Annotated in this window: 25 protein-coding genes; 14 read left to right on the top strand and 11 right to left on the bottom strand. The window is 66.1% G+C overall.

Going from position 1 to position 20,536, the window contains the following annotated elements; all coding sequences use genetic code 11:
- Nucleotides 1-54: 54 nt before the first annotated feature.
- On the top strand, nucleotides 55-597 hold the full coding sequence (locus tag QGN17_RS17415; RefSeq protein WP_281045874.1) for a peroxiredoxin: 543 nt from the start codon (nucleotides 55-57) through the stop codon (nucleotides 595-597).
- Here QGN17_RS17415 and QGN17_RS17410 read toward each other — a convergent pair whose 3' ends face one another.
- From QGN17_RS17410 to QGN17_RS17400, 3 genes are read right to left on the bottom strand one after another with little or no spacing between them, the layout of a single operon-like run.
- Nucleotides 598-1,821 carry an SAM-dependent methyltransferase gene (locus tag QGN17_RS17410; protein ID WP_281045873.1) on the bottom strand — a complete coding sequence of 408 codons (1,224 nt, stop codon included), beginning with the start codon at nucleotides 1,819-1,821 and terminating at the stop codon, nucleotides 598-600.
- A complete protein-coding gene (locus tag QGN17_RS17405; RefSeq protein ID WP_281045872.1) occupies nucleotides 1,812-2,603 on the bottom strand; it encodes a DUF1365 domain-containing protein in 792 nt (263 codons plus the stop codon). Before QGN17_RS17405 ends, QGN17_RS17410 begins: the two co-directional genes overlap by 10 nt.
- A complete protein-coding gene (locus tag QGN17_RS17400; protein ID WP_281045871.1) occupies nucleotides 2,600-3,931 on the bottom strand; it encodes an NAD(P)/FAD-dependent oxidoreductase in 1,332 nt (443 codons plus the stop codon). Before QGN17_RS17400 ends, QGN17_RS17405 begins: the two co-directional genes overlap by 4 nt.
- 80 nt (nucleotides 3,932-4,011) lie before the next feature.
- Here QGN17_RS17400 and QGN17_RS17395 point away from each other — a divergent pair, with 80 nt between their 5' ends.
- From QGN17_RS17395 to QGN17_RS17385, 3 genes are read left to right on the top strand one after another with little or no spacing between them, the layout of a single operon-like run.
- Nucleotides 4,012-4,848 carry a DUF1295 domain-containing protein gene (locus QGN17_RS17395; RefSeq protein WP_281045870.1) on the top strand — a complete coding sequence of 279 codons (837 nt, stop codon included), beginning with the start codon at nucleotides 4,012-4,014 and terminating at the stop codon, nucleotides 4,846-4,848.
- Complete coding sequence (locus QGN17_RS17390; RefSeq protein ID WP_281045869.1) at nucleotides 4,845-5,879, top strand: SAM-dependent methyltransferase; 1,035 nt, start codon at nucleotides 4,845-4,847, stop codon at nucleotides 5,877-5,879. Before QGN17_RS17395 ends, QGN17_RS17390 begins: the two co-directional genes overlap by 4 nt.
- Nucleotides 5,876-6,427, top strand: a complete 552-nt coding sequence (locus tag QGN17_RS17385) for a hypothetical protein (protein ID WP_281045868.1) — start codon at nucleotides 5,876-5,878, stop codon at nucleotides 6,425-6,427. The genes QGN17_RS17390 and QGN17_RS17385 overlap by 4 nt, the downstream gene beginning before the upstream one ends.
- On the opposite strand, the gene QGN17_RS17380 is transcribed toward QGN17_RS17385, so the two are convergent.
- The 3 genes from QGN17_RS17380 to QGN17_RS17370 form a co-directional block, all read right to left on the bottom strand.
- Nucleotides 6,393-6,806: a DUF2177 family protein gene (locus QGN17_RS17380; protein ID WP_281045867.1), complete on the bottom strand. Its 414-nt coding sequence runs from the start codon at nucleotides 6,804-6,806 to the stop codon at nucleotides 6,393-6,395. The two genes, QGN17_RS17385 and QGN17_RS17380, sit on opposite strands and share 35 nt — an antisense overlap.
- Nucleotides 6,807-6,812: 6 nt before the next feature.
- Nucleotides 6,813-7,286: a DUF3617 family protein gene (locus QGN17_RS17375; protein WP_281045866.1), complete on the bottom strand. Its 474-nt coding sequence runs from the start codon at nucleotides 7,284-7,286 to the stop codon at nucleotides 6,813-6,815.
- 84 nt (nucleotides 7,287-7,370) lie between these two features.
- Nucleotides 7,371-7,793 (bottom strand): DoxX family protein, encoded by a 423-nt coding sequence (locus QGN17_RS17370; RefSeq protein WP_281045865.1) that lies wholly within the window; start codon nucleotides 7,791-7,793, stop codon nucleotides 7,371-7,373.
- 693 nt (nucleotides 7,794-8,486) lie between these two features.
- Between QGN17_RS17370 and QGN17_RS17365 the strand changes: the two genes are divergently transcribed.
- Genes QGN17_RS17365 through QGN17_RS17355 form a run of 3 tightly spaced genes read left to right on the top strand, consistent with a single transcriptional unit; the run spans nucleotide 8,487 to nucleotide 10,847 of the window.
- Entirely contained in the window at nucleotides 8,487-9,128 is a 642-nt protein-coding gene (locus QGN17_RS17365) for an FMN-dependent NADH-azoreductase (RefSeq protein WP_281045864.1), read from the top strand.
- A 31-nt stretch (nucleotides 9,129-9,159) separates the two neighbouring features.
- Nucleotides 9,160-9,882: an SDR family oxidoreductase gene (locus QGN17_RS17360; protein WP_281045863.1), complete on the top strand. Its 723-nt coding sequence runs from the start codon at nucleotides 9,160-9,162 to the stop codon at nucleotides 9,880-9,882.
- A 50-nt stretch (nucleotides 9,883-9,932) separates the two neighbouring features.
- Nucleotides 9,933-10,847 carry a LysR family transcriptional regulator gene (locus QGN17_RS17355; protein ID WP_281045862.1) on the top strand — a complete coding sequence of 305 codons (915 nt, stop codon included), beginning with the start codon at nucleotides 9,933-9,935 and terminating at the stop codon, nucleotides 10,845-10,847.
- Here the strand turns inward: QGN17_RS17355 and QGN17_RS17350 are convergent, their stop codons facing one another.
- From QGN17_RS17350 to QGN17_RS17340, 3 genes are all read right to left on the bottom strand, one after another.
- Nucleotides 10,848-11,267 carry an Ohr family peroxiredoxin gene (locus QGN17_RS17350; RefSeq protein ID WP_281045861.1) on the bottom strand — a complete coding sequence of 140 codons (420 nt, stop codon included), beginning with the start codon at nucleotides 11,265-11,267 and terminating at the stop codon, nucleotides 10,848-10,850.
- 105 nt (nucleotides 11,268-11,372) lie between these two features.
- Entirely contained in the window at nucleotides 11,373-11,828 is a 456-nt protein-coding gene (locus QGN17_RS17345; protein ID WP_281045860.1) for a carboxymuconolactone decarboxylase family protein, read from the bottom strand.
- 89 nt (nucleotides 11,829-11,917) lie between these two features.
- The gene (locus tag QGN17_RS17340) at nucleotides 11,918-12,376 is read right to left on the bottom strand and encodes an Rrf2 family transcriptional regulator (RefSeq protein ID WP_281045859.1); all 459 of its coding nucleotides are present in this window, start codon (nucleotides 12,374-12,376) and stop codon (nucleotides 11,918-11,920) included.
- A 94-nt stretch (nucleotides 12,377-12,470) separates the two neighbouring features.
- Between QGN17_RS17340 and QGN17_RS17335 the strand changes: the two genes are divergently transcribed.
- Complete coding sequence (locus QGN17_RS17335) at nucleotides 12,471-12,893, top strand: group III truncated hemoglobin (RefSeq protein ID WP_022692115.1); 423 nt, start codon at nucleotides 12,471-12,473, stop codon at nucleotides 12,891-12,893.
- 24 nt (nucleotides 12,894-12,917) lie between these two features.
- A complete protein-coding gene (gene hmpA / locus QGN17_RS17330; RefSeq protein WP_281045858.1) occupies nucleotides 12,918-14,123 on the top strand; it encodes an NO-inducible flavohemoprotein in 1,206 nt (401 codons plus the stop codon).
- Nucleotides 14,124-14,206: 83 nt separating this feature from the next.
- Here the strand turns inward: hmpA and QGN17_RS17325 are convergent, their stop codons facing one another.
- Nucleotides 14,207-14,641, bottom strand: coding sequence for a hypothetical protein (locus QGN17_RS17325; RefSeq protein ID WP_022692117.1), 435 nt, complete (start codon nucleotides 14,639-14,641; stop codon nucleotides 14,207-14,209).
- A 387-nt stretch (nucleotides 14,642-15,028) separates the two neighbouring features.
- On the opposite strand from QGN17_RS17325, the gene QGN17_RS17320 reads away from it, so the two are divergent.
- Genes QGN17_RS17320 through QGN17_RS17300 form a run of 5 tightly spaced genes read left to right on the top strand, consistent with a single transcriptional unit; the run spans nucleotide 15,029 to nucleotide 20,048 of the window.
- Nucleotides 15,029-15,391, top strand: a complete 363-nt coding sequence (locus tag QGN17_RS17320) for a hypothetical protein (RefSeq protein ID WP_281045857.1) — start codon at nucleotides 15,029-15,031, stop codon at nucleotides 15,389-15,391.
- Between the two features lie 27 nt (nucleotides 15,392-15,418).
- Nucleotides 15,419-17,524 carry an FUSC family protein gene (locus QGN17_RS17315; RefSeq protein WP_281045856.1) on the top strand — a complete coding sequence of 702 codons (2,106 nt, stop codon included), beginning with the start codon at nucleotides 15,419-15,421 and terminating at the stop codon, nucleotides 17,522-17,524.
- Complete coding sequence (locus QGN17_RS17310) at nucleotides 17,521-17,745, top strand: DUF1656 domain-containing protein (RefSeq protein WP_281045855.1); 225 nt, start codon at nucleotides 17,521-17,523, stop codon at nucleotides 17,743-17,745. Before QGN17_RS17315 ends, QGN17_RS17310 begins: the two co-directional genes overlap by 4 nt.
- Entirely contained in the window at nucleotides 17,746-18,645 is a 900-nt protein-coding gene (locus QGN17_RS17305) for an efflux RND transporter periplasmic adaptor subunit (protein ID WP_281045854.1), read from the top strand.
- Entirely contained in the window at nucleotides 18,642-20,048 is a 1,407-nt protein-coding gene (locus tag QGN17_RS17300; protein WP_281045853.1) for an efflux transporter outer membrane subunit, read from the top strand. Before QGN17_RS17305 ends, QGN17_RS17300 begins: the two co-directional genes overlap by 4 nt.
- On the opposite strand, the gene QGN17_RS17295 is transcribed toward QGN17_RS17300, so the two are convergent.
- Complete coding sequence (locus tag QGN17_RS17295; protein ID WP_281045852.1) at nucleotides 20,021-20,527, bottom strand: DUF6306 domain-containing protein; 507 nt, start codon at nucleotides 20,525-20,527, stop codon at nucleotides 20,021-20,023. The genes QGN17_RS17300 and QGN17_RS17295 overlap by 28 nt on opposite strands.
- Nucleotides 20,528-20,536 lie beyond the last annotated feature (9 nt).

The following is a 20,536-nucleotide window of genomic DNA, read 5'->3' as shown; positions in this document are numbered from 1 at the left end:
CATCCGGTTCATCGGCCCGCGCGTATCTCGATCAGAAACGGCAGGAGATACGATATGATCAGGGCTATCGCGGCGGCCGTCGGAACCCTCGCATTATCGGCCTGCTCGCCGGGCAAAGCCGCTCTTCCGGTCGGGGGCACCGCACCGGACTTCACCACACAGGCGAGCCTCGCCGGCAAGCCCTTCCCCTTCCATCTTGCCGATGCGCTGAAGAAGGGGCCGGTCGTCCTCTATTTCTACCCGGCAGCCTTCACCAGCGGCTGCACCGTCGAAGCGCATGACTTCGCCGAGGCAAGCGACCAGTTCCATGCGCTGGGTGCCACCGTGATCGGCGTGTCGGGTGACGACATCGACAAGCTCAATCGCTTCTCGGTCAGCGAATGCCGCAACAAGTTCGCCGTCGCCTCGGCGGACGGGAAGCTGATCTCGGAATACAAGGTCAAGCTGCCAGTGGTCGCCCGCTCCAATCGCACCAGCTACGTGATCGCGCCCGACGGCAAGGTGATCTTCGCCTATAGCGCGCTTGATCCGGCCGGGCATGTCGAGAAGACGATGGCGGCGGTCAAGGCGTGGCAGGCGGCACACCCTGCTGGGTGATCAGACCGGTTCGAGGACATACAGCCCGACGTCGATTGTGCCGGTGCGGAAGCCCGCCTCGCAATAGCTGAGATAATAGTCCCACAGCCGCCGGAAATCGGCATCGAAGCCGAGCGCGGCGATTTTTGGCCAGGCCGCATCGAAGCGGCGGCGCCATTCGGCCAAGGTGTCGGCATAGCCCTCGCCGAAGGTCTCGGATGTCGTGACGGCGAGCCCCGCCCGCTTCGCCTGATCCGCGAGGATGGCCTGCGTCGGCAGCATCCCGCCCGGGAAGATGTAGCGCTGGATGAAATCGGGACTGCGCTTGTAGGAATCGAAGCGATCCTCGCGGATGGTGATGACTTGCAGAACGGACCGGCCGCCGGGCTTGAGGCAACCCCTGAGCTTTGCGAAATAGACGGGCCAATAGGCTTCGCCGACCGCCTCCAGCATCTCGATCGAGACGATGCGATCGTAACGCCCTTTTTCCTCGCGATAGTCCTGCAGCCGCAGGTCGACTCGGTCGGCCACCTCTTGCTTCGCGACCTGTTCGCGACCGTAGGCAAGCTGCTCGGCCGACAGCGTGAGCCCGGTGACGCTGCGGCATTGCGGAGCCAGCCTCGTCGCGAGCGCCCCCCAACCGCAGCCGATCTCCAGAACATTCTCGTTGCCACCGAGCGACAGCAATTCGGCGATCCGATCGAGCTTGCCGCCCTGTGCCGCTTCCAGCGACTGGCCCACTCCGATCCTGCAGGCCGACGAATAGGTCATGCTCTCGTCGAGCCACAGCCGATAGAAATCGTTCCCGAGATCGTAGTGGAAGGCAATGTTGCGCCGGCTCCCGCTGGTCGAGTTACGCCGCAGCGCGTGACCGAGTTGGCGCCACAGCCGGACCGCCCAGAAGCCGTCCATCGTCCGATCGAGCCGCGCGACATTCTCCGCCGCCATCGCGATCAACGCAGTGAGATCGGGGCTAGCCCAGTCACCGGCGATATAGCCTTCCGCAAAGCCGACATCGCCCCGCGTCAGCAGACGCCGGAAGGCGCGCAGGTTGCGCACTTCCATCACGCCATGCGGCCCAGGCAGCCGCCCGACATGCGCGATCCGCTCGCCGGAAGGCAGGGTCACCGTCAGCCGCCCGCACTCCAGATGGCGCAACACGCGGCGCACCAGCCAGGGCCCGGCCTCAGGCGTTGCCGGCGGGAAGGCGACGGTATCGGCCTGCGTCTCGTGGCTCAGATACATGCGGCCTCCTGCCGGGATTTTACGATGGTGACGGGATGAAGGGGCGCCGCCGGGCGGTCCTGCACCGGCACGCCCTTGATCCAGAGCCTGAGCGCTTCCCACAGGATGCCGCCGACGACCTTGACGGTCAGTAGCGGGTGACTGGCGAAGGCCTTGAGCAGTTCGGCATCGGTCAGTGGACGACGCGTGGCGCTGTGGACCGCCGTGATGATCGGCCCGGCATCGTCAGAGCCCGTGATGGCGAGAGATAGACGCTCCGCAGGCGGCGCCAGCCGGAAGGCGTAGCGCATGTCCATCCCCATGAAGGGCGAAACATGGAAATGCTTGGCGCAGCCCTGCCGGATGGCCCCGTCCGCCTGCTCGACCGGTAGAAGATAGCTGTGCCGCTGCCCGAAGGTGTTGTTCACCTCGTAGAGCACAGCCCGCAGCGCTCCCTGGAGATCATGGCAGAAATAGACGCTCAGCGGATTGAACGCGAAGCCGAGGATGCGGGGCATGGTGAGCAGCCGGATCGCTCCGCCACCAAGGTCCATGCCCGCGGCGACGAGATATCGCTCGATCTGCACGCGCAGCGGCTCGCAGGTGCCGGCCGCATAATCCCGGTTATGGAAGGCGAACAGATTGAAGCGACCGCGCGAAAACAGGCGTAATCGCTTCGCCAGCAGGTCGATCTCGTCGAGATCGAGCAGAAGCGAGAAGATGCGATAACGCAACCGATGCTCCCGTGGCCGGGTGCGCCGGTGCATGACGTGGCCGACATAGAGAGCGGAGTTGCCCGTCATGCGGCGACCGCCAAGTCGGCCGGTCGCGTGATCTGGATGCGATCGGATTCGCCGGCGACGGTCCACGGTCGCCGCACGCCGCCGAGTTGCTCGGCCACCGCCAGACCCGCCTGCAACCCGTCCTCATGGAACCCCGCGCCGAAATAGGCTCCGCAGAACCAGGTGTTGCGCACGCCCTGTAGCGACCAGAGTCTGGCCTGCGCGGCACCGGCCGCCGTGTCGAAGACGGGATGATCGTAGATATCACGGCGGTGGACGAGCGATGGATCCGGCGGACGGATCGGGTTGAGCGTCACGAACCGGGGCTGCGCGTCGGGCAGACCCTGAAGGCGGTTCATCCAGTAGGTGACCGAAAGCGCCGGCGCGCCCGGCCCGGCTTCCGAAGCATAGTTCCAGCTCGACCAGACGCGGCGGCGGGTCGGCATCAGCGACGGATCGGAGTGCAGAACCGCCTCGTTACGGCGATAGCCGAAGGCTCCGAGAATATGCCGTTCCCGCGCATCCGCATCGCCTAGCATCGCCAGCGCCTGATCGGCATGGGTGGCGATCACGACGTGATCGAAGCGCTCTGTGCCACCGCCCGCATCGATCTCGACGCCGCCCTGCACGCGCCGGACATGCCGCACCCGTCGCGATCGGGAGATGCGATCCGCGAAGGATCGGGTAAGCCGCGCAACATACTCTCGGCTGCCACCATCGACCGTCCTCCAGACGGGACGGCGGCCGAGCTTGAGGAGACCGTGATTTTCGCAGAAGCGGACGAAGGCGGCGGCCGGATAATCCGGAATGTCGCCGACCGGCGTCGACCAGATCGCCGCGGCCATCGGGTAGAGGTGATCGTCGCGGAAGGCCGCGCCGCACCCCAGACCGTCCAGATAATCGCCGAGCCCGACCGATCCCATGGTCGACAGGTCGCGCGGCGCGCGCCGGTAGAAGCGCTCGAGATCGCGCAGCATCGACCAGAAACGCGGGCTCGCGAGGTTGCGGCGCTGGGCGAACAGGCCGCCCAGATCGGTGCCCGAATATTCGAGCCGCCCGCGATCAAGCGAGACAGCGAACGTCATCTCGGTCGCCTTGGTCGGCACGTCGAGATGGCGGAACAGCGCCGTCAGGTTCGGGTAGGTCTGCTCGTTATAGACGATGAAGCCGGTGTCGACAGGCGTGCCGCCCGCCACCACCGTATGGCTGTGGCCGCCGATCCGATCGTCCGCCTCGAACAGGGTGACGCGATGGCGATGCGACAGCAGCCAGGCGGCCGACAAGCCGGAAATGCCGCTGCCGACCACCGCGATATCGAGCGTCCCGTCGGCCTGCATGATGTTCCGCACCCTCTCTCAATCGCTTCCTGAAGGAGCTACGGAGCGAGGCCGGATTTGGATGAGCGGAAAATCGGCGGCATCCGAAATTCATGACCGCCCGTATCTCCGGCATGGGCCCCGTCATCCTGTCCGCGCTGATCGCCGTCGCGCTCTCGATCGCGATGGCGGGAGCATGGGCGATCGCCCGCAGGCCCGGCCGATCGGGCTGGACGGACGTGATCTGGTCCTACGCGATAGGACTGGCCGGCGTAGTATCGGCGCTGGCACCAATCGATGGGTCGCCGGGCAAGCGGCAAGAGTTGGTTGCGCTGCTGGTAGGCGGCTGGTCGCTGCGATTGGGCACACACATCGCGCTCAGAACCAAGGGTGGCCAGGACGATCCGCGCTATGCAGAGTTGCGCCGCGAATGGGGAGACCGGTTCGACCGGCGCCTCTTCGGTTTCCTCCAGATCCAGGCGATCGCGGCGTGGCTGCTGTCGGTCTCGATCCTCGTCGCGGCGCGCAATCCGGCGCCCGCATTCGGCTGGAGCGACGGAGCCGGGGCCGCGATCCTGCTTGCGGCGGTCATCGGCGAGGCCGTGGCCGACACGCAACTCAGCAGCTTCCGCAACAACCCCGCCAATCGGCGCCGTGTCTGCGATGCCGGGCTGTGGGGCCTGTCACGCCATCCCAACTATTTCTTCGAATGGCTCGGCTGGGTCGCCTATACGATGATCGCCATCGGGCCGGATGGCCGCTTCGGCTGGGGCTGGCTCGCGCTGAGCGGGCCGGCCTTCATGTATTGGCTGCTCGTCCACGTCTCCGGCATCCCGCCGCTCGAAGCGCATATGCTGCGCTCGCGGGGCGAAGCCTTCCGCCGGACGCAGCGGCGCATCCGCGCCTTCTGGCCCATCCCCAAGTCTCCGACCAAAGAGGATCGCCCATGAACCCGATCGCCGCCGCCATCCGTGCCGTCGAGGCGACACCACTTCCCGATCCCATCACGCGCGCGGGGGTCGAGTTCCTGGTCGGCACGCGGCGGCGGAGCCTCGCCTCGGCGAAGGACAATGACGCCGCCTTCGCGCGCGCCATGGCCGATCATCCGATCGCCGAGCACACCGACACCGCCAACGAGCAGCATTACGAACTGCCGCCCCGCTTCTTCGAGCTGACGCTGGGGCCGCGCCGCAAATATAGCTGCTGCCTCTACCCGACTGGCGGCGAAACGCTGGTCGAGGGCGAGATCCTCGCGCTGGAAGACACGATTGCCCATGCCGACCTCGCCGACGGCCAGACGATCCTCGAACTCGGTTGCGGCTGGGGCTCGCTGACCCTGTTCATGGCGGAGCGCTTCCCGCGATCACGGATCGTCGCAGTGTCGAACTCCGCCCCGCAGCGGCGCCATATCGAGAAACTAGCCGAGGCGGCCGGCATCACCAATCTCCTCGTCGTCACCGCCGACATGAACGACTTCCAGTCGACCGGCACCTTCGACCGGATCGTCTCGGTCGAGATGTTCGAGCATATGTCCAACTGGAAAGCGCTGCTCGATCGCGCGAGGGGCTGGCTCAATCCGGAGGGCCGGATGTTCCTCCATGTGTTCAGCCACCGGAGCCAGCCCTATCGCTTCGACAAGGCGGACCAGACCGACTGGATCGCACAGCATTTCTTCACCGGCGGGATCATGCCGAGCCATGGCCTGATCGGACATTTCCCAGACTGCTTCGAGGTCGAGGAGCAATGGCGCTGGAACGGCCGCCACTATCAGCGCACTGCCGAACAGTGGCTCGCCCGCTTCGACGCCAACCGTACGGAGATCGATGCCGTGCTGCGCGAAGTCTATGGCGATCAGGCGAAGCTCTGGCGCCGCCGCTGGCGGCTCTTCTATCTCGCGACCGCCGGTCTCTTCGGCCATGCGGGCGGCGAGGAATGGGGCGTGAGCCATTATCGTCTTCGCCCCGTCGCCAGTTCCGCGTGAGCCTAGTCCGGCGCCTCGGCAACTATGCGGCGCATTCCGATCCGCTGACGGCAGCGTGCAACCGCATCGCGCTGCTCGTCGCCTCCAACCAGCCCTTTTATCCGCTCTATCTCTGGTGGATCGTCGGCGGCGACTGGCCGGTGGCGTGCTGGACCTTCCTGTCGACACCCTTCTTCGCCTGCCTGCCGGTCGTCGCTCGGCGAAACGCGGTCGCCGGCCGCATCATGCTGCCGCTTACCGGCATCGCCAACGGCATCCTCAGCACCAAGGCGTTCGGCGAGACGTCCGGCGTAGAGCTGTTCCTGATCCCATGCGGCCTGATCGCCTGCCTCGCGTTTCGGCGCGAAGAGTGGCGGGTCGCCGCCGTCCTGCTCGGCGTCACGTTAGGCGCCGGCCTGCTGCATGGCCATTACGGCGATCCGCTCGGGCGCTTCACGGCGCCGGAATATGCCCACTTCCTGCGGCTGAACGTGATGAGCGTGGCGGCGCTGTCCGCCGTGATCGTCTGGAGCCTCAGCCGCGCGCGAGCATCCAGCGCGCCACGGTGAAGCCGATCGTCGCGGCCGTCGCTGTGACACACATGCCCCAGCACAGATCGGCTACGGTCACAGTGGCCGACCAGCCGCGCAGCGTCGCCTGGTTGGTGAGATCGTAGGTGGCGTAAGCGACCAGCCCCAGCATCGCACCGCGCGCGAGCGCGGACGTCCACCGCCCCGTCACGAGTGCCGGAGCGATAGCGAAGATGAGGATTCCCGCCAGATAGATCAGGTAGAAAGCCGCCGCCGGTGCCACATCGAAGCGCTCGAGCAGAAGCGGCCCCAGGCGAGGGCGATAGAGCCGGCTCGCCGCCAGGCTGAGCCAGATCGAATCCAGCGCCAGGAAGCTGATGCCGGTCGCAAACGCCGTCGATATCCATGTGCCAATCATGATGGCTCAGGACTTGGTGCAGGCGTTGGCGACGTGCTTGCCGGTGCCTGTCGTCAGGATACGGACCGGCTTGCCATCCCGCGTACCGGTGCTCGTCGTCGATATGCTGTAGGATGTCGGCGTGTAGGAGCCGCGGGATGACACCAGCAGCCCGTCCGGGAAGCGCTTGTTCGTGCAGAAGGTGTCGAACACCAGCTTTCCGTTGGTTGCGGAGAATTTCCGCAACTTGCAGACGGCCTCGTCGTCCGCCGTCAGCAGCGCTTCGGGATGGCTACTCAGCTGCGCGGCACTGTTGCAGCTCTTGCGGCTGCCATGGCCCGCGAACATCCGGATCACCCATTCGGGGATGCCCGGAACGTCGGCCTGCACGAGGCGCGTCTCGTGGTTCCATTGCCCGGGCGCGAAGGCGGGGGCGGCGAAAGCCGGGGTTGCAGTCAGGCCCAGGCATGAAGGCAGCAGATACCATTTCCAGATGGGCATCGCTCTCGTCTCCTCGTGACCACGCGCCCTTCACGCGCAGGGAAGATACGGGAGGAGGATTGCGCCGGATGCACGCTAGCGGGATCAGCCCGGGCTCGAAGTCTTACGACGCGGCAGGCCACCGGCCGCCAGTGCCCACCAACAGATCAGCGGCTGGGCGAACAGCCGGGGATAATGATACGCCCAGCCGAGATCCGTGCCGGTGGACAGATCATGGACCGCATGGAGGGTGTTCACCGGATAGACGCAGACCGCGTAGAGCGCGAGCATTACGCCCGCCAGAGCGCGGACGCGGGGCACAAACAGGCCGACGGCTCCGGCGATCTCCGCGATGCCAGTCATGATGATGCCCGCATGAGGATAGGGCACCGCCGCCGGCATCATCGGCTCGAAGAAGCTCGGTCGTGCAAGGTGGACAAGCCCAGCCAAAATAAAGAGCGGCGCGATCGTCAGCCGGGCAACATCGCCACCCGATTGGGTTTCTTGCAGATTATCGGGACGCTTCATCGAGGGGCCTTCCAGAACACTTGTGCGAACTCTCAGGCACGCCGGAAGATGACAGCGCGCCAATAGGCCCGCCAAGCTTTGCCAGAGTGAAAGGCCAAGATCAGGTTCTCCGAAATAGTGGAACGGCTTGGATGAACGAATGGCGGGTTTTGGGATCTTCATATCAAGGCGTGAACGGCGACAATTGGCGCCTAGCTGATAAACCGCGTGCAGCAAAAATGGCTAGCTTTTAAATTTTGGACCACAAATCCTCTGATGACCGTTGATCTTGCCCGGTCAAGTAGACACGATCTAAGCCAAGTCGGCACGCCTCACGTTTCGGCGCAAATGGTAGCCAACGATCTTGCCAATCGCGGCGGTCGGGGGTCTGATACCCAAGTCCGGCTGCCGAGTCGAAAGCGGCAGGGTTGACCAACAGCGTTGGCCCCTTCGACCTGCATCCAGCTTGGCGGCCGGACATTCCGACAGCGCTCGACTTCGCCCGACCCCTTGCCAGCGATCAGAGTTTGCCTGGCCGGCACCCGTTTTCGCGCCACTTGCTATCGCCTGCAACGGGCAATGGCCGATATGAGGCAGCGGTTGGTCGTTCCGATACCCGCAATCGGTCAGCAGAGAGTTGCCGGAGTGCCGACTAATCGCGGGCCATCGTAAACGCCAAACAAAGGGCCTTCCCCGATTCCGAAAGGACAGGCCATGAACATTCTCATTGTCGATTCCAGCATTCTCGGCGCCAATTCCGTGACACGCGCCTTGTCGATGCGCGTGGTGGAGCACCTCTCCGCAACCTTCCCTGCCGCTGCCGTCACACACCGTGATGTCGCAGAGACGCCGATCCCCCACCTCTCGCCGGCTTACATCCAGGCGCTGACCGATCTCGACGCACCACGTACGAGGGAAATCGAGGCCGATATCGCCTTGGGTCGCGAACTCATGACCGAATTCAAGGCAGCCGACATCATCGTGATCGGTGCCCCGATGTACAACTTCGGCATCCCGAGCACCCTGAAGGCTTGGATCGATAGGATCGCCGTTGCCGGCGAAACCTTTCGCTATACCGCCAAAGGGCCGCGAGGCTTGGCCGGTGGCAAGGAGGTCATCATCCTGTCGGGCCGCGGCAGCGTACTCGCGGGAACCCCAGCCGAGACGATGGACCATCAGGAAGCGCATCTGCGCACCGTCTTCGGGTTCCTTGGCATCGCGGAGATCATGGTCGTCCGCGCCGAAGGCGTCGCGACGGGACCGGATGCACGGGCCGCCGCGATTGCCGACGCGGAGCGGCGCGTTGCCGAGATCCGCTTCTCGCCCTCCGTCGCCAGCACCGCAATCGCCGCCTGAGAGGGTCGGCGCGAAATCGAAAGATCCCATCATGACAACTTCCCGCACGTTCCTCGTGACCGGTGCCACGAAGGGCATCGGCCGTGCCCTGACTGAACGATTGATCGCTGCCGGCCACGGCGTCGTCGGTATCGCACGCAGTCCTGACCCGAGCTTTCCAGGCGCGCTGGTGACACTCGATCTTACAGACACTGCACGATCGACCAAAATGTTCGCGGATCTCGCGGCGCATTACGCCTTTGACGGTGTGGTCAACAACGCCGGCCTGGTGCGCCTGCACAGGATCGGCGAGATCGAGCTCGCCGACGTCGACGACATCCTGCGCCTGAACCTTCACCCGGCCATTCTGGCGACCCAAGCGCTACTGCCGGGCATGAAGGCGCGCGGATGGGGTCGGGTCGTCAATCTCTCGAGCCTTACTGTGCTCGGTATCGCCGAACGCACCGCTTATGCGGGCGCCAAGGCCGCGCTCAACAGCTTCACGCGTACCTGGGCGCTGGAACTGGCGGAGACCGGCATCACCGTGAACGCAGTGGCACCCGGCCCGGTCGGCACCGAGCTGTTTCGTGCCAACACGCCCGAAGGCAGCGAACGCGAGGCGCGCTTCCTCTCGCTGATCCCGATGCGCCGCCTCGGTCGACCGGAAGAGCTCGCCGCAGCGATCGCCTTCTTTCTCTCCGAAGACGCCGGCTACATCACCGGGCAGACCCTGTTCGTGGATGGCGGCGGCTCGATCGGCAAGGCGCTAGATTGACGGAACGGACATGATAGGGTCGCGGCGAGGGGGGCGCGACCATGCCGCACATGCCGGATTTCGAAGCCTGGGCAATCTTCGCCAAGGTCGCCGAGAAGGGCTCGTTCAGCCATGCTGCCGAGGAATTGGGCCTCGCCAAGACCACGGTTTCCAAGGCCGTCACGCGACTGGAGGAGCGGATGCGCACCACGCTGATCCATCGCACCACCCGCCAGCTCACCCTGACCGAGAGCGGCAGAATCTGCCTGGAGCGTGCATCCCGCATTCTCGCCGACGGCATCGGTGTCGAGGCCGAGATATTGGAGGAGGCCGCCATTCCGCGCGGCCTGGTGCGGATCGCGGCGACCACCGCGTTCGGGGTCGAGGCGCTGGCGCCGCTCTTGCCGGAATTCCTCAAGGCCTATCCGGACATCGAAATCGATCTCTGCCTTACCGACAGCAAGGTCGACATCGTCGCGGAAGGACTGGACTGCGCGATCCGGATCGGCGGGCTGGCCGACAGCTCGCTGCGCGTCAGCCGCCTCTTCTCCTTCCGTCGCCCCCTCGTCGCGGCGCCCGCCTTTATCGAGCGGCACGGCAGCCCCGCCCACCCGTCCGAGCTGGCGACCCTTCCGGCTGTGATCCCCAGCCACGTGCCGTGGGGCACGGAATGGGAATTCTCGCACGAAACCGAAGGGAGCTTCACGGTTCGCGCGAAGGGACCGCTGCGCGTCAACAACGGCACGGCGATGGTGCCGTCGCTCCTGGCGGGGCTGGGGCTTGCGACCTATCCCGAATTCTACATCTGGGATCATCTCCAGGCTGGCCGGCTGATCGAATTGCTGCCGGATTGGAAGACGGCGCCCGGCCCGGTCTATGTGGTGACGCCGCCCGGCCGCGCCCGCCCCGCGCGGGTTCGCGTGCTGCTCGGGTTCCTGCGCGACCATTTCGCGAACCGGCCCTGGGCGCACGGCATCGAAGCGTAATCACTGCACGTCGATGCGTATCTCGACATTGCCGGACATGGCGTTCGAATAGGCGCAAACCGAATGCGCTTCCTCCGTGAGCGTGCTTGCGGCAACCTCGTCCATACCGGGCAGGTCGACATCGAGCCGGATCGCGAGAGTCATGCGGCCGGCCTCGTCCCGGTCCGCGATGCCGATCGTCGCGGTGACGTTGGCGTCGGGCGCGAGCTGCAGGCGCCGGCCCAGGGCCACGGTGCGGAGCGTCTCGAGAAAGCTTGCGGCATAAGCGGCGGCAAGCAGCTGTTCGGGATTGGTGCCCTTGCCGCCTTCGCCGCCCAGCTCGCGCGGCGTATCGAGCAGGACGCGCAGCGCTCCGTCGGCGGAGGCGGCCGATCCGGTGCGCCCGCCGATGGCGGTGGCCTGCGCGCGATAGTGGCTCATCATGATACTCTCCTGCAGAGAGTCGCTATGCCCTGGGGGTCGCCTCGAATAGCGTCGGCTCGGCACTTCATTATTGCCGGAATTGCGCCAATCGCGAGAGCCTTCTCACGCCTTGGCGACCGCGGCCGGGGTCGCATGGAAGCTGATGCCCAGCCGGTTGTAGGCATTCATAAGGCCGATCGCGACCGTGAGGTCGGCAAGTCCCTTCTCGCCGAAGGCGTCGAGCGCCGCTTCGTAGACCTCGTCCGGCGCGGCGCCTTCGGCGATCCTGGTCACGCTCTCGGTCCAGGCGAGGGCCGCTTGCTCCGTCTCGCTGAACAGTCCCTTCGCCTCGGGCCAGACAGGTACGAGCACCAGCTTCTCGATGTCGAAACCCTTCTTGACGAGGTCGCGGCTGTGCATGTCGATGCAATAGGCACAGCCGTTAATCTGGCTGGTGCGCAGATAGACGAGGTCGACCAGTGCGGGCGACAGCCCCGAGGTCATCACGTAACCGTAGACGCCGCCGAGCGCCTTCATCGCGGTGGGGGCGGCTTTGTTGTAGTCGATTCGGTGCGACATGGTCCTGCTCCTCAGGTGCCGGCCGCGGTTGCGGCCTGCCCCTGGACTAGGCCGGGTCGGCGCCGGGGATTAGACCCGGTTCGCCATCTCTATTGTGCACGATCGGCGCATAATGGCGCGTCCGGTTCGGTCGCCATTCCGAACAGCGATCGCAGGTCTCGACGCCGGACGAGGATGTCCTCCAGCGTGTAACGATCGAGCACGGCAAGGAACGCCTGGACGGCTTCGTTGAGGACGCGCGGCAGGGAACAGGCCGGTGCGATCAGGCAGTCGTCGCAATCGACGAGGTCGAACCCCTCCTCGGTATGCCGCACGACGGCGCCCAGATTGATGTCGATCGCCGGGCGCGCCAGCCGGATACCGCCGCCCCGTCCACGCTGGGTCGCGACATAGCCGGCTTTGCCGAGATCCTGCACGACCTTCATGAGGTGATTCTGGGAAATACCGTAGGCACGCGCGATCTCGGCGATGGACGAAAGCTCATCCTCGCGCGCGCCGAGATGCATGAGCACCCGCATCGCATAGTCAGTGTACCGGGTCAGCCGCATGTCTCGACCCTAGTCGTCGACCGATAAGATGTAAATCTGTTGCATCTTTTATCCTTCGGCAATAGATGCGTTGCCGTTGCATTTGGAGTGAGTCGTGGAGCCCGTCCTCGAAGAGCATCAGCTGGCGCCGCTGCTGGACCGTTTCTACGGTCGTGTCCGGGGCGATGCCCTCCTCGGCCCGGTCTTCGAGGACGCGATCAGCGACTGGCCCCACCACCTCGGACAGATCGCCGACTTCTGGTCGTCGGTGATGATCTCGAGCAGCCGGTACAAGGGTAATCCGATGGCCACGCATATGCGGCACGCATCTCGGATCACGCCGCCGATGTTCGATCGCTGGCTTGCGCTTTGGGCGACGACGACGAGCGAGTTGCTGCCCGGCCCGGTGGCCGGTGCTCTCCAGGAAAAGGCCTCCCGTATCGCGCAGAGCCTCCGGCTCGGGCTGCAGCTGCACACGCCTGAAGGGCGAGCTGCGATGCTGGGGTCCAGGCCGCCGCCGGCTTCCGTCACCACCTGAACCATCCACCCAAGGAGACAGATCATGCCCCATCCGCTGTCCGCGGAGACGATCGCGCGCGTCCAGGCCAGCGTGCCCGCGCTGGAGAAGCACGGCGCCGCGATCACCTCGGCGATGTACACGAAGCTGTTCGAAGATCCCGTCATCGCCGCCTTGTTCAACCGCGCCAACCAGGGCGAAGGAGGCCGGCAAGTCAACGCGCTGGCCGCGGCGATCCTCGGTTATGCCCGCAATATCTCCGATCCCGGCGTGCTGGCGCCGGTGATCGAGCGCATCGCCCAGAAGCATATCGGCTATCATATCCTGTCCGCGCATTATCCCCATGTCGCCAACGCGCTGCTCGCAGCGATCGAGGACGTACTCGGCGCGGCGGCAACGCCGGACATTCTGGCCGCCTGGGGCCAGGCATTCTGGTTCCTTGCGGACATCCTCAAGGACAGGGAAGCGGCCATCCGGTCGGAAATCGAGCGGACCGACGGGGGCTGGAGCGGCTGGCGGCGGTTCGTCGTGGCCGGGAAGATCCGCGAAAGCTCGGTGATCACCTCGTTCGTCCTGCGCCCGGTCGACGGCGGCGCCGTCCTTCCGCACAAACCCGGCCAGTATCTGACGCTGCGCTTCGACATGCCGGGGGAGCCGGGCACCAAGCGAAACTATTCGATCTCCTGCGCACCCAACAGCGATGTCTACCGTATCTCCGTGAAGCGCGAGGTCGACGGCATGGGCGGATCGGTGCACCTCCACGACCGCGTCGAGATCGGCGATACCTTGGAGACGACACCACCGGCGGGCGATTTCTTCCTGCCCGATCAGCCTGCCCGCCCCGTGATCCTGCTGTCGGGCGGCGTCGGCCTGACGCCGATGGTGAGCATGGCTGAGACGATCGCCGCAAGACTGCCGGGGGTCGAGACCCATTTTGTCCATGGCGCGCTGAATGGCGACACCCATGCGATGCGCGAGCACGTGCGGGCGCTGGCGGCCGGGCATGGCCGGATGCGTACGGCGACCTTCTACAGCCAGCCGCTGGACGCCGATGTCGATCATGACGGGACGGGCTTCGTCGATCTGGCATGGTTGCGGGCCAACACGCCGCTGATGGACGCCGACGTCTATCTGTGCGGCCCCACCCCGTTTCTGCGTCATTTCGTGAGCGGCTTGAGGGCCGAAGGCGTAGCGGAAGATCGGATCCACTACGAGTTGTTCGGCCCCGCCGACGACCTGCTCGCCGCCTGAGCGATCGGGTACGCGCGACAGCAGCGGAGCCCGACCTGAGGCCGGGCTCCGCGGGATTTGCAGGGAATGACGCCCGACGGGCGTCAGAGGATCAGCGCGGCGGCGACGCCGATGCCGAAGACGGCGATCGCGATGGCGACGGGGATCGTGAGGAATTGCACGATCGCCTCGCGGCCACCGACATGACCGGTCCAGGTATCGAGGCCCTTCTCCAGGAATTCCGCCATGCCGACATGGCCGCCGCGGCGGGCGTCGATGCGCAGGAAGATCGTCGGGACCGACAGATAGATCGCCGTGTAGACGATGCTGATCGCGACCATCATCGTGGCGAAGCGCGACCCCGTGTAGAGCAGCAGGAAGCTGCCCATGATCGTGGCGAAGCTCGCGACGAGCATGAGGCCGACGGCGGCCGGAACGTCGGGCGCGGCCTGCTCGCCGAAATGGTGGGCGATCGCCTCCACCCGCGCTTCGATGCGGGGCGTGGCATAGGTGTCGGCATTTCCGATGTTGCGGTCCATGACGTGTCTCCAACCTCCCCGCCCGGCCGGTCATTCGGTGGCGGTGAAGCCGGTCTAGGCCCGATACCGATGCCGGATTAGCGCCCGGCGCGGCATATGATTGTTCCCGGACGACGCCTAATCTCCTCGCAATTGCGCGCGTCGTATACCAGGGCTACGGCCAACGACGGCATAGTGCAGAATATTTGCTGGCAGGCAGCAAAACATTGCACTGTTTTTGTCATCACGCCGCTTGTACGCGGCGGCCCGGACTGACGGGCAGGTTCTCCCCCAACCAGCAAGTCTAACCCGCGTACCGTCGACAGCGACGGCGCGCGGAATGCCGCACGCCCTTTTCACGAGGTCGACCGAATGCGCTTGCCATCGCCCCTGCCCGCTCTGCTCGCCGTGGCGACGAGCCTGATCTCTCCTGCCTCGATCCAGGCGGCAACAGCTGCGCCCCTCGATTTTCGCGAGGTCGAATATCTTCATACAGGCGACGCGGCCCTCGCGGCTGGACGAACCGCGATCCTCGCAGCCGTCGCAATCGGCAGCCCCCTGCCCGACGCGATACAGATTCTGCGTGCCGCGGGTGCAACGTGCCGGCCCGACCGCCATCATCCAGAGGCGATCAAATGCCTTTACAGACAAATGTGGACGGACGGCGACGCGACCGACGAGGTTCGCTGGACGACTTCGCTGAACAGCGAGAGCGGCCGAGTGACCGATGTCCACGTCGATCGCGAAGTCGACAGCCGGGTGATCAGCTAGCATCGCCTCGCGCGACGGATCCCTGCCATGAGCGTAGCTTCGACATCTTCCTCTCCGGGGCGCATTTCGCCCGCGTCGCATGCCTTCCGGGCAAATCGCGGAGTATCCGGCGCTCTGGCGATCGATTCACGGAAGCTGCTCTTTTCGCTGAGCAGCTTCATCGCGGCTGCCGCAACCCTGATCATTGCCTTCACCGCGAGCCTGCCACGACCCTGGTGGGCGCTACTGACCGTCTATGTGACGGCGCAGCCGATGGCGGGTGCGTTCCGGCCGAAGGTCTTCTATCGGATCGGAGGCATCCTGACCGGCGCCTTGGTGACGATCGCGCTGGTCCCCAATCTCCAGAATTCGCCGATCCTGCTTGTCGTCTGCCTGGCGGCATGGACCGGCTTGTGTATCTATCTAGCGGTACTCGACCGGACACCGCGCGCCTTCCTGTTCCAGATGGCGGCGTTCAGCTCGGCGGTGATCAGCTTTCCCTATCTGGACGATCCCGGCAACATCTTCACCACCACCATCTCGCGGGTCGAGGAGATGACGGTCGCGATCCTGTGCGTGACGGTCACCCACATGGTGCTGCAGCCGTGGAACGTCCGGCCTGCTATCCACCAGCGCGCCCGCACCTTCCTGGCCGATGCCTCCAGATGGACGGCGGAGGCACTCGGCACCCGTCATACCGCGCTCGAGTATGAGCATCGCCGCAAGCTCGCGAGTGATGTGACCGAGCTCGGCATGATCGCGGTGAACCTGCCGTTCGACCAGCGTTTCGCGCTGGCGACGCGCGATACGGTTATCGCGCTCCAGCAACGACTGGCGACGATCCTCCCGCTCGCCTCTGCCGCCGCCAACCGGCTCGACCAGCTGCGCGCGCACGACGCCGTCGATCCCGAGATCGGGACACTCGTGCAGACCGTGATCCTGGGCCTGAGCAACGCCGACATGCCCGACCCGCTCGACGACGGGCTGCTCGCGCAATGCCGGGCCGTCGCCGCGACGCGCGTCCGAAACGGGGACTGGAACTCGCTGCTCGCCGCCAGCCTGTGCGACCGGATGGCCGAGTTCATGGCGGCGTTGCATGAGGCAAGCTTTCTCGTTCGCCGATTCGACGATCCCGATGCCTCGATCGCGGCGCGCGAGGCCCTGCCGGCCGCGTCGCATTTCCCGCTGGCCCGCGATCACGGCCTCGCGGCGCTGGCAGGCGCCGCCACCGCCACCGCCGTCATGATCTATTGCGCGGTCTGGATCCTGCTGGCGTGGCCAAACGGGTCTGCGACAGCCGCTTTCGCGGCGCTCATCACCTGCTCGTTCGCGGCGCAGGACGATCCGGCACCAGTGATCGGCCGCTACCTGACGGCGACGCTCGCCACCTTTCCGCTCGCCGCTTTGTATCTGTTCGTCATCCTGCCCCGTGTCGACGGGGCCGAGATGCTGATCGTCACGCTGGCGCCGGCGCTGATCGGCATGGGATACATCCAGGCGGATCCGGCGCGCTCCGCCCACGCACTGCCGATGTTCTCCTGCTTCATCGTGGCGATGGGCTTCCTCGACCGCTTCACGATCGACTTCTCCGCCTTCGCGAACACCGGGCTCGCCCAGGTCGGCGGCATCGTCACCACGCTCGCCGTCACCCGGCTGTTCCGCTCCGCCAACGCGCGCTGGACCGCGCACCGGATCATCCGGGCGAACTGGCGTGACCTGGAAGCGCTGGCCGATCCCCGCGCCGTCCCGGCCGCCGATGCATGGACCGCGCGTGCCGTGGATCGGCTCGGCCAGGTCGCGGCCCGCATGGCGGTGGCGGCGCCCGGAGACGCCCTGCACGCGGCCGATGGGCTCGCCGATCTCCGCGTCGGGCGCAACATCGTGCAAATCCGCGGGGGCGTCGAGCATGCCGGAACGAACGCGATGGCCGCGATCGACAGGCTGCTCGATCAACTCAGCGCCATGTTCCGCGCAAGGCTGAAGGCCGGCGAAGCGATCAAGCCGGACGCAACATTGCTTACTGCGATCGACGACGCCATCGACCAGGGCATCGATCCGCATTCGGGCATCTATCCCTCGACGCTGCTGGCGATGGTGGGCATGCGCTGCAACCTCTTCCCACGGGCCACGCCCTTCCAGCAGGCGAGGGCATGATCGAGGAACTCCATGTCTTCGGCGTCTACATGCCGGCGGCGCTCGTCTGGGCGGTGGTGGCGGTCATGCTGACCTTCCTGCTGCGTGGTCTTCTGCTGCGGCTGCCGCTGCACCGCATCCTTTGGCATCCGGCGCTGCTCGAACTGGCGCTGTTCCTCCTCATCTGGCTGGGTCTCGCAACCCTCGCCGACGATTTCCTCCCGCGATGGGCAATCTCCTGAATGATCCGCTGGCACGCTATCGTTCGCACCCTCGTCACCGGGTTGCTGCTGTTCGTCATTCTCGGCGCGATCTATGCGCTGTGGCAGCGTTACCAGGTCGAACCGATCACCCGCGACGGCAAGGTCCGGGCGGATATCGTGCCGGTGGCCCCCGACGTCGGAGGCCTGGTGACGGACGTGCTCGTCCATGACAACCAGCCGGTGAAGAAGGGGCAGATCCTCCTCGTCATCGATCGCCCCCGCTATCAGCTGGCGCTCGCGCAGGCGCGTGCCAGCCTCGCCACCCAGAAGGCGGCGCTGACCGAGGCCGCCCAGGAGGACCGTCGCAACCGCGCCATGCCCGATGTCGTCGCCGAAGAGGTAACGCAGCAAGGCACCGCCAAGGTCGCGCAGCTGCGCGCCGCAGTCGATCAGGCGGTGGCGGCTCGCGATCTCGCGGCGCTCAATCTCGATCGGACGCTGGTGCGCGCGCCGGTCGACGGCACCGTCTCCAACGTCGATCTTCAGCCGGGCCTGTACCTGACGGCGGGCAAGGCGGCGCTGGCGCTGGTCTACGATCGCTCGCTGCGTGTCGAAGGCTATTTCGAGGAGACCAAGCTCCCCGCCATCCATGTCGGAGATCCCGCGAGCATCTACCTGATGGGCGTCGCCAACGAGATACGCGGCCATGTCGAGAGCATCGCCGGCGGTGTCGAGGATCGCGAGCGCCAGGGGACCGACGCGCAGCTCGCCAACGTCAATCCCTCCTTCACCTGGGTTCGCCTCGCCCAGCGCATCCCGGTGCGTATCGTCATCGATCGCATCCCGCCGGGCGTCCGCCTGATCCCCGGCCAAACCGCATCGGTCGAGATCCATGGCAGGCCGGGCGACGCGACCGTCCGCCGGAGTCTGCCGTGGTGAGGATACGGCACCCGCTGGCACTGGCCATCGCCCTCGTAACGGCGGGTTGCGCCGCCGTGGGCCCGAATTACCGGGTGCCCGAAGCCGCGATCGTCAACGCGCCCGCGGCGCAGGGCGCGTTTCTGTCCGGCGGTGAGGCGGTTACGGCCGAGCCGCTCCCCGATCATTGGTGGCGGCTCTACGAAGATCCGCGCCTCGACGGGCTTGTCGAGCAGGCACTGGCCAGGAACACCGATCTGCGCGTGGCCGAGGCCAATCTCGAGCGCAGCAGCGCCCTTCTCGCCGAGGCGCAGTCCGGCCGGTTCAGCGGGCTGGCCGACGTCGAGGTCAATTATGTCCAGCAATCCGCCGAGGCCGCGCTCCAGCACGTCCAGCCGCCGGAGCGCTACACCTACAACGGCGGCATCGGGATCAGCTACGACCTCGATCTGTTCGGCGGCATCCGGCGCGGCATCGAAGCCGCATCCGCCGACCAGGAGGCGGTGGTCGCCGCCCGCGATCTCGCGCGGGTCTCGGTCGCCGCCGAGACGACGCGCGCTTATGCCGACATCTGCAACGGCGGGCGGCAGCTCGACGTTCTGCGCCGGTCTATCGCCGTCCAGCAGCAGGGGCTCACCCTGACGCGGACGCTGGTCCGCAACGGGCGGGCTCCGCAATTCGAGCAACAGCGCCAGCAGGGTGCGATCGAAAACAGTCTGGCGCAGCTGGCGCCGCTCGCCGCGCGGCAGCGCAATGCGGCGTTTCGGCTGGCGACGTTGATGGGCATACCGCCCCGCGATTACGATCCGGCATGGCTGAGTTGCGCCGCGCCGCTGCAGCTGAAGAATCCGATTCCGACCGGAGACGGAGGAGCGTTGCTCCGGCGGCGGCCCGATGTCCGCGCCGCCGAGCGCCGGCTGGCGGCGGCAACGGCACGGATCGGGGTCGCCACCGCCGCTCTCTACCCCGATATCCGGCTCGGCGCGACTTTGGGGTCCACCGGCGCTGCCGTCGATGCCCTGTCCGCACTCACCAACCGCTTCGGTGTCGGCCCCGCGATCAGCTGGGACCTGCATCGCAGCGCCGTGCGCGACAGGATCGCCGCTTCGCAAGCCGGCGCCAAGGCCAGCCTCGCCAGTTTCGACGGCACCGTGCTCGCCGCGCTGCGCGAAACCGAAACGTCGCTCGACACCTATGCGGCGGCGCTCGTCAGGCTGAAACGGCTTCGTCAGTCCGAGCAGCAGGCCGCCGTGGTGATGGCCCGCACCCGCGAGCTTCGCAAGGGCGGCCGCGTCGGAGGTCTCGTGGCGCTCGACTCCGAGCGCAGCTGGATCGCCGCCGTCGCCGCGTCGGCCTCGGCCGAGGCCGACGTCAATGCGGATCAGATCACTGTCTTTCAGGCGCTGGGCGGCGGCTGGTCCTGACGGGCGATCAGGACATCAGCAGACGCGATATTGACGAGATGCCCATCGCGCATGCGCTTGAGATCGGCATGGAGGCACTCATCGCGGATTCGCGGGGTCAGTTCATCGAGGGTCCGCACGACCCATGCCTGGCCCCTGTTCAGATATGCGAGGCGTTGCGACACGCCTTCCATCGCCATCGCCTTGGCAAGGAAGAGTCCGGCCTTCGAAGAAGGTGTTCCACCGAGCCGCCTCACATGCCCGATCAGCATCGCGCACCATTGCGCTTCCTCTAGCCTCAGCATCGACAGAAACGCTGCGCCATCGCCGAAAGCCGGATCCTTGCGCCAGGCAGACGCAATGCGGGAACCGGCACGCTCGGCTTCGATCAAGCGGTTGAGCGCATCGACCACCTCGTCGCGCGCCGCATATCCCATGTACCGATCGTCGGCATGGCCTGCGTAGCAAACGGGCGAAGAAAGCTCATCGCTCACAGCCATGCCCTCCGG

Origin of the sequence: Sphingomonas oryzagri, assembly GCF_029906645.1 — a bacterium.
In the GTDB taxonomy this organism is placed as follows: Bacteria; Pseudomonadota; Alphaproteobacteria; order Sphingomonadales; family Sphingomonadaceae; genus Solisphingomonas; species Solisphingomonas oryzagri.
This window is presented reverse-complemented; position numbering and strand designations above follow the sequence as displayed.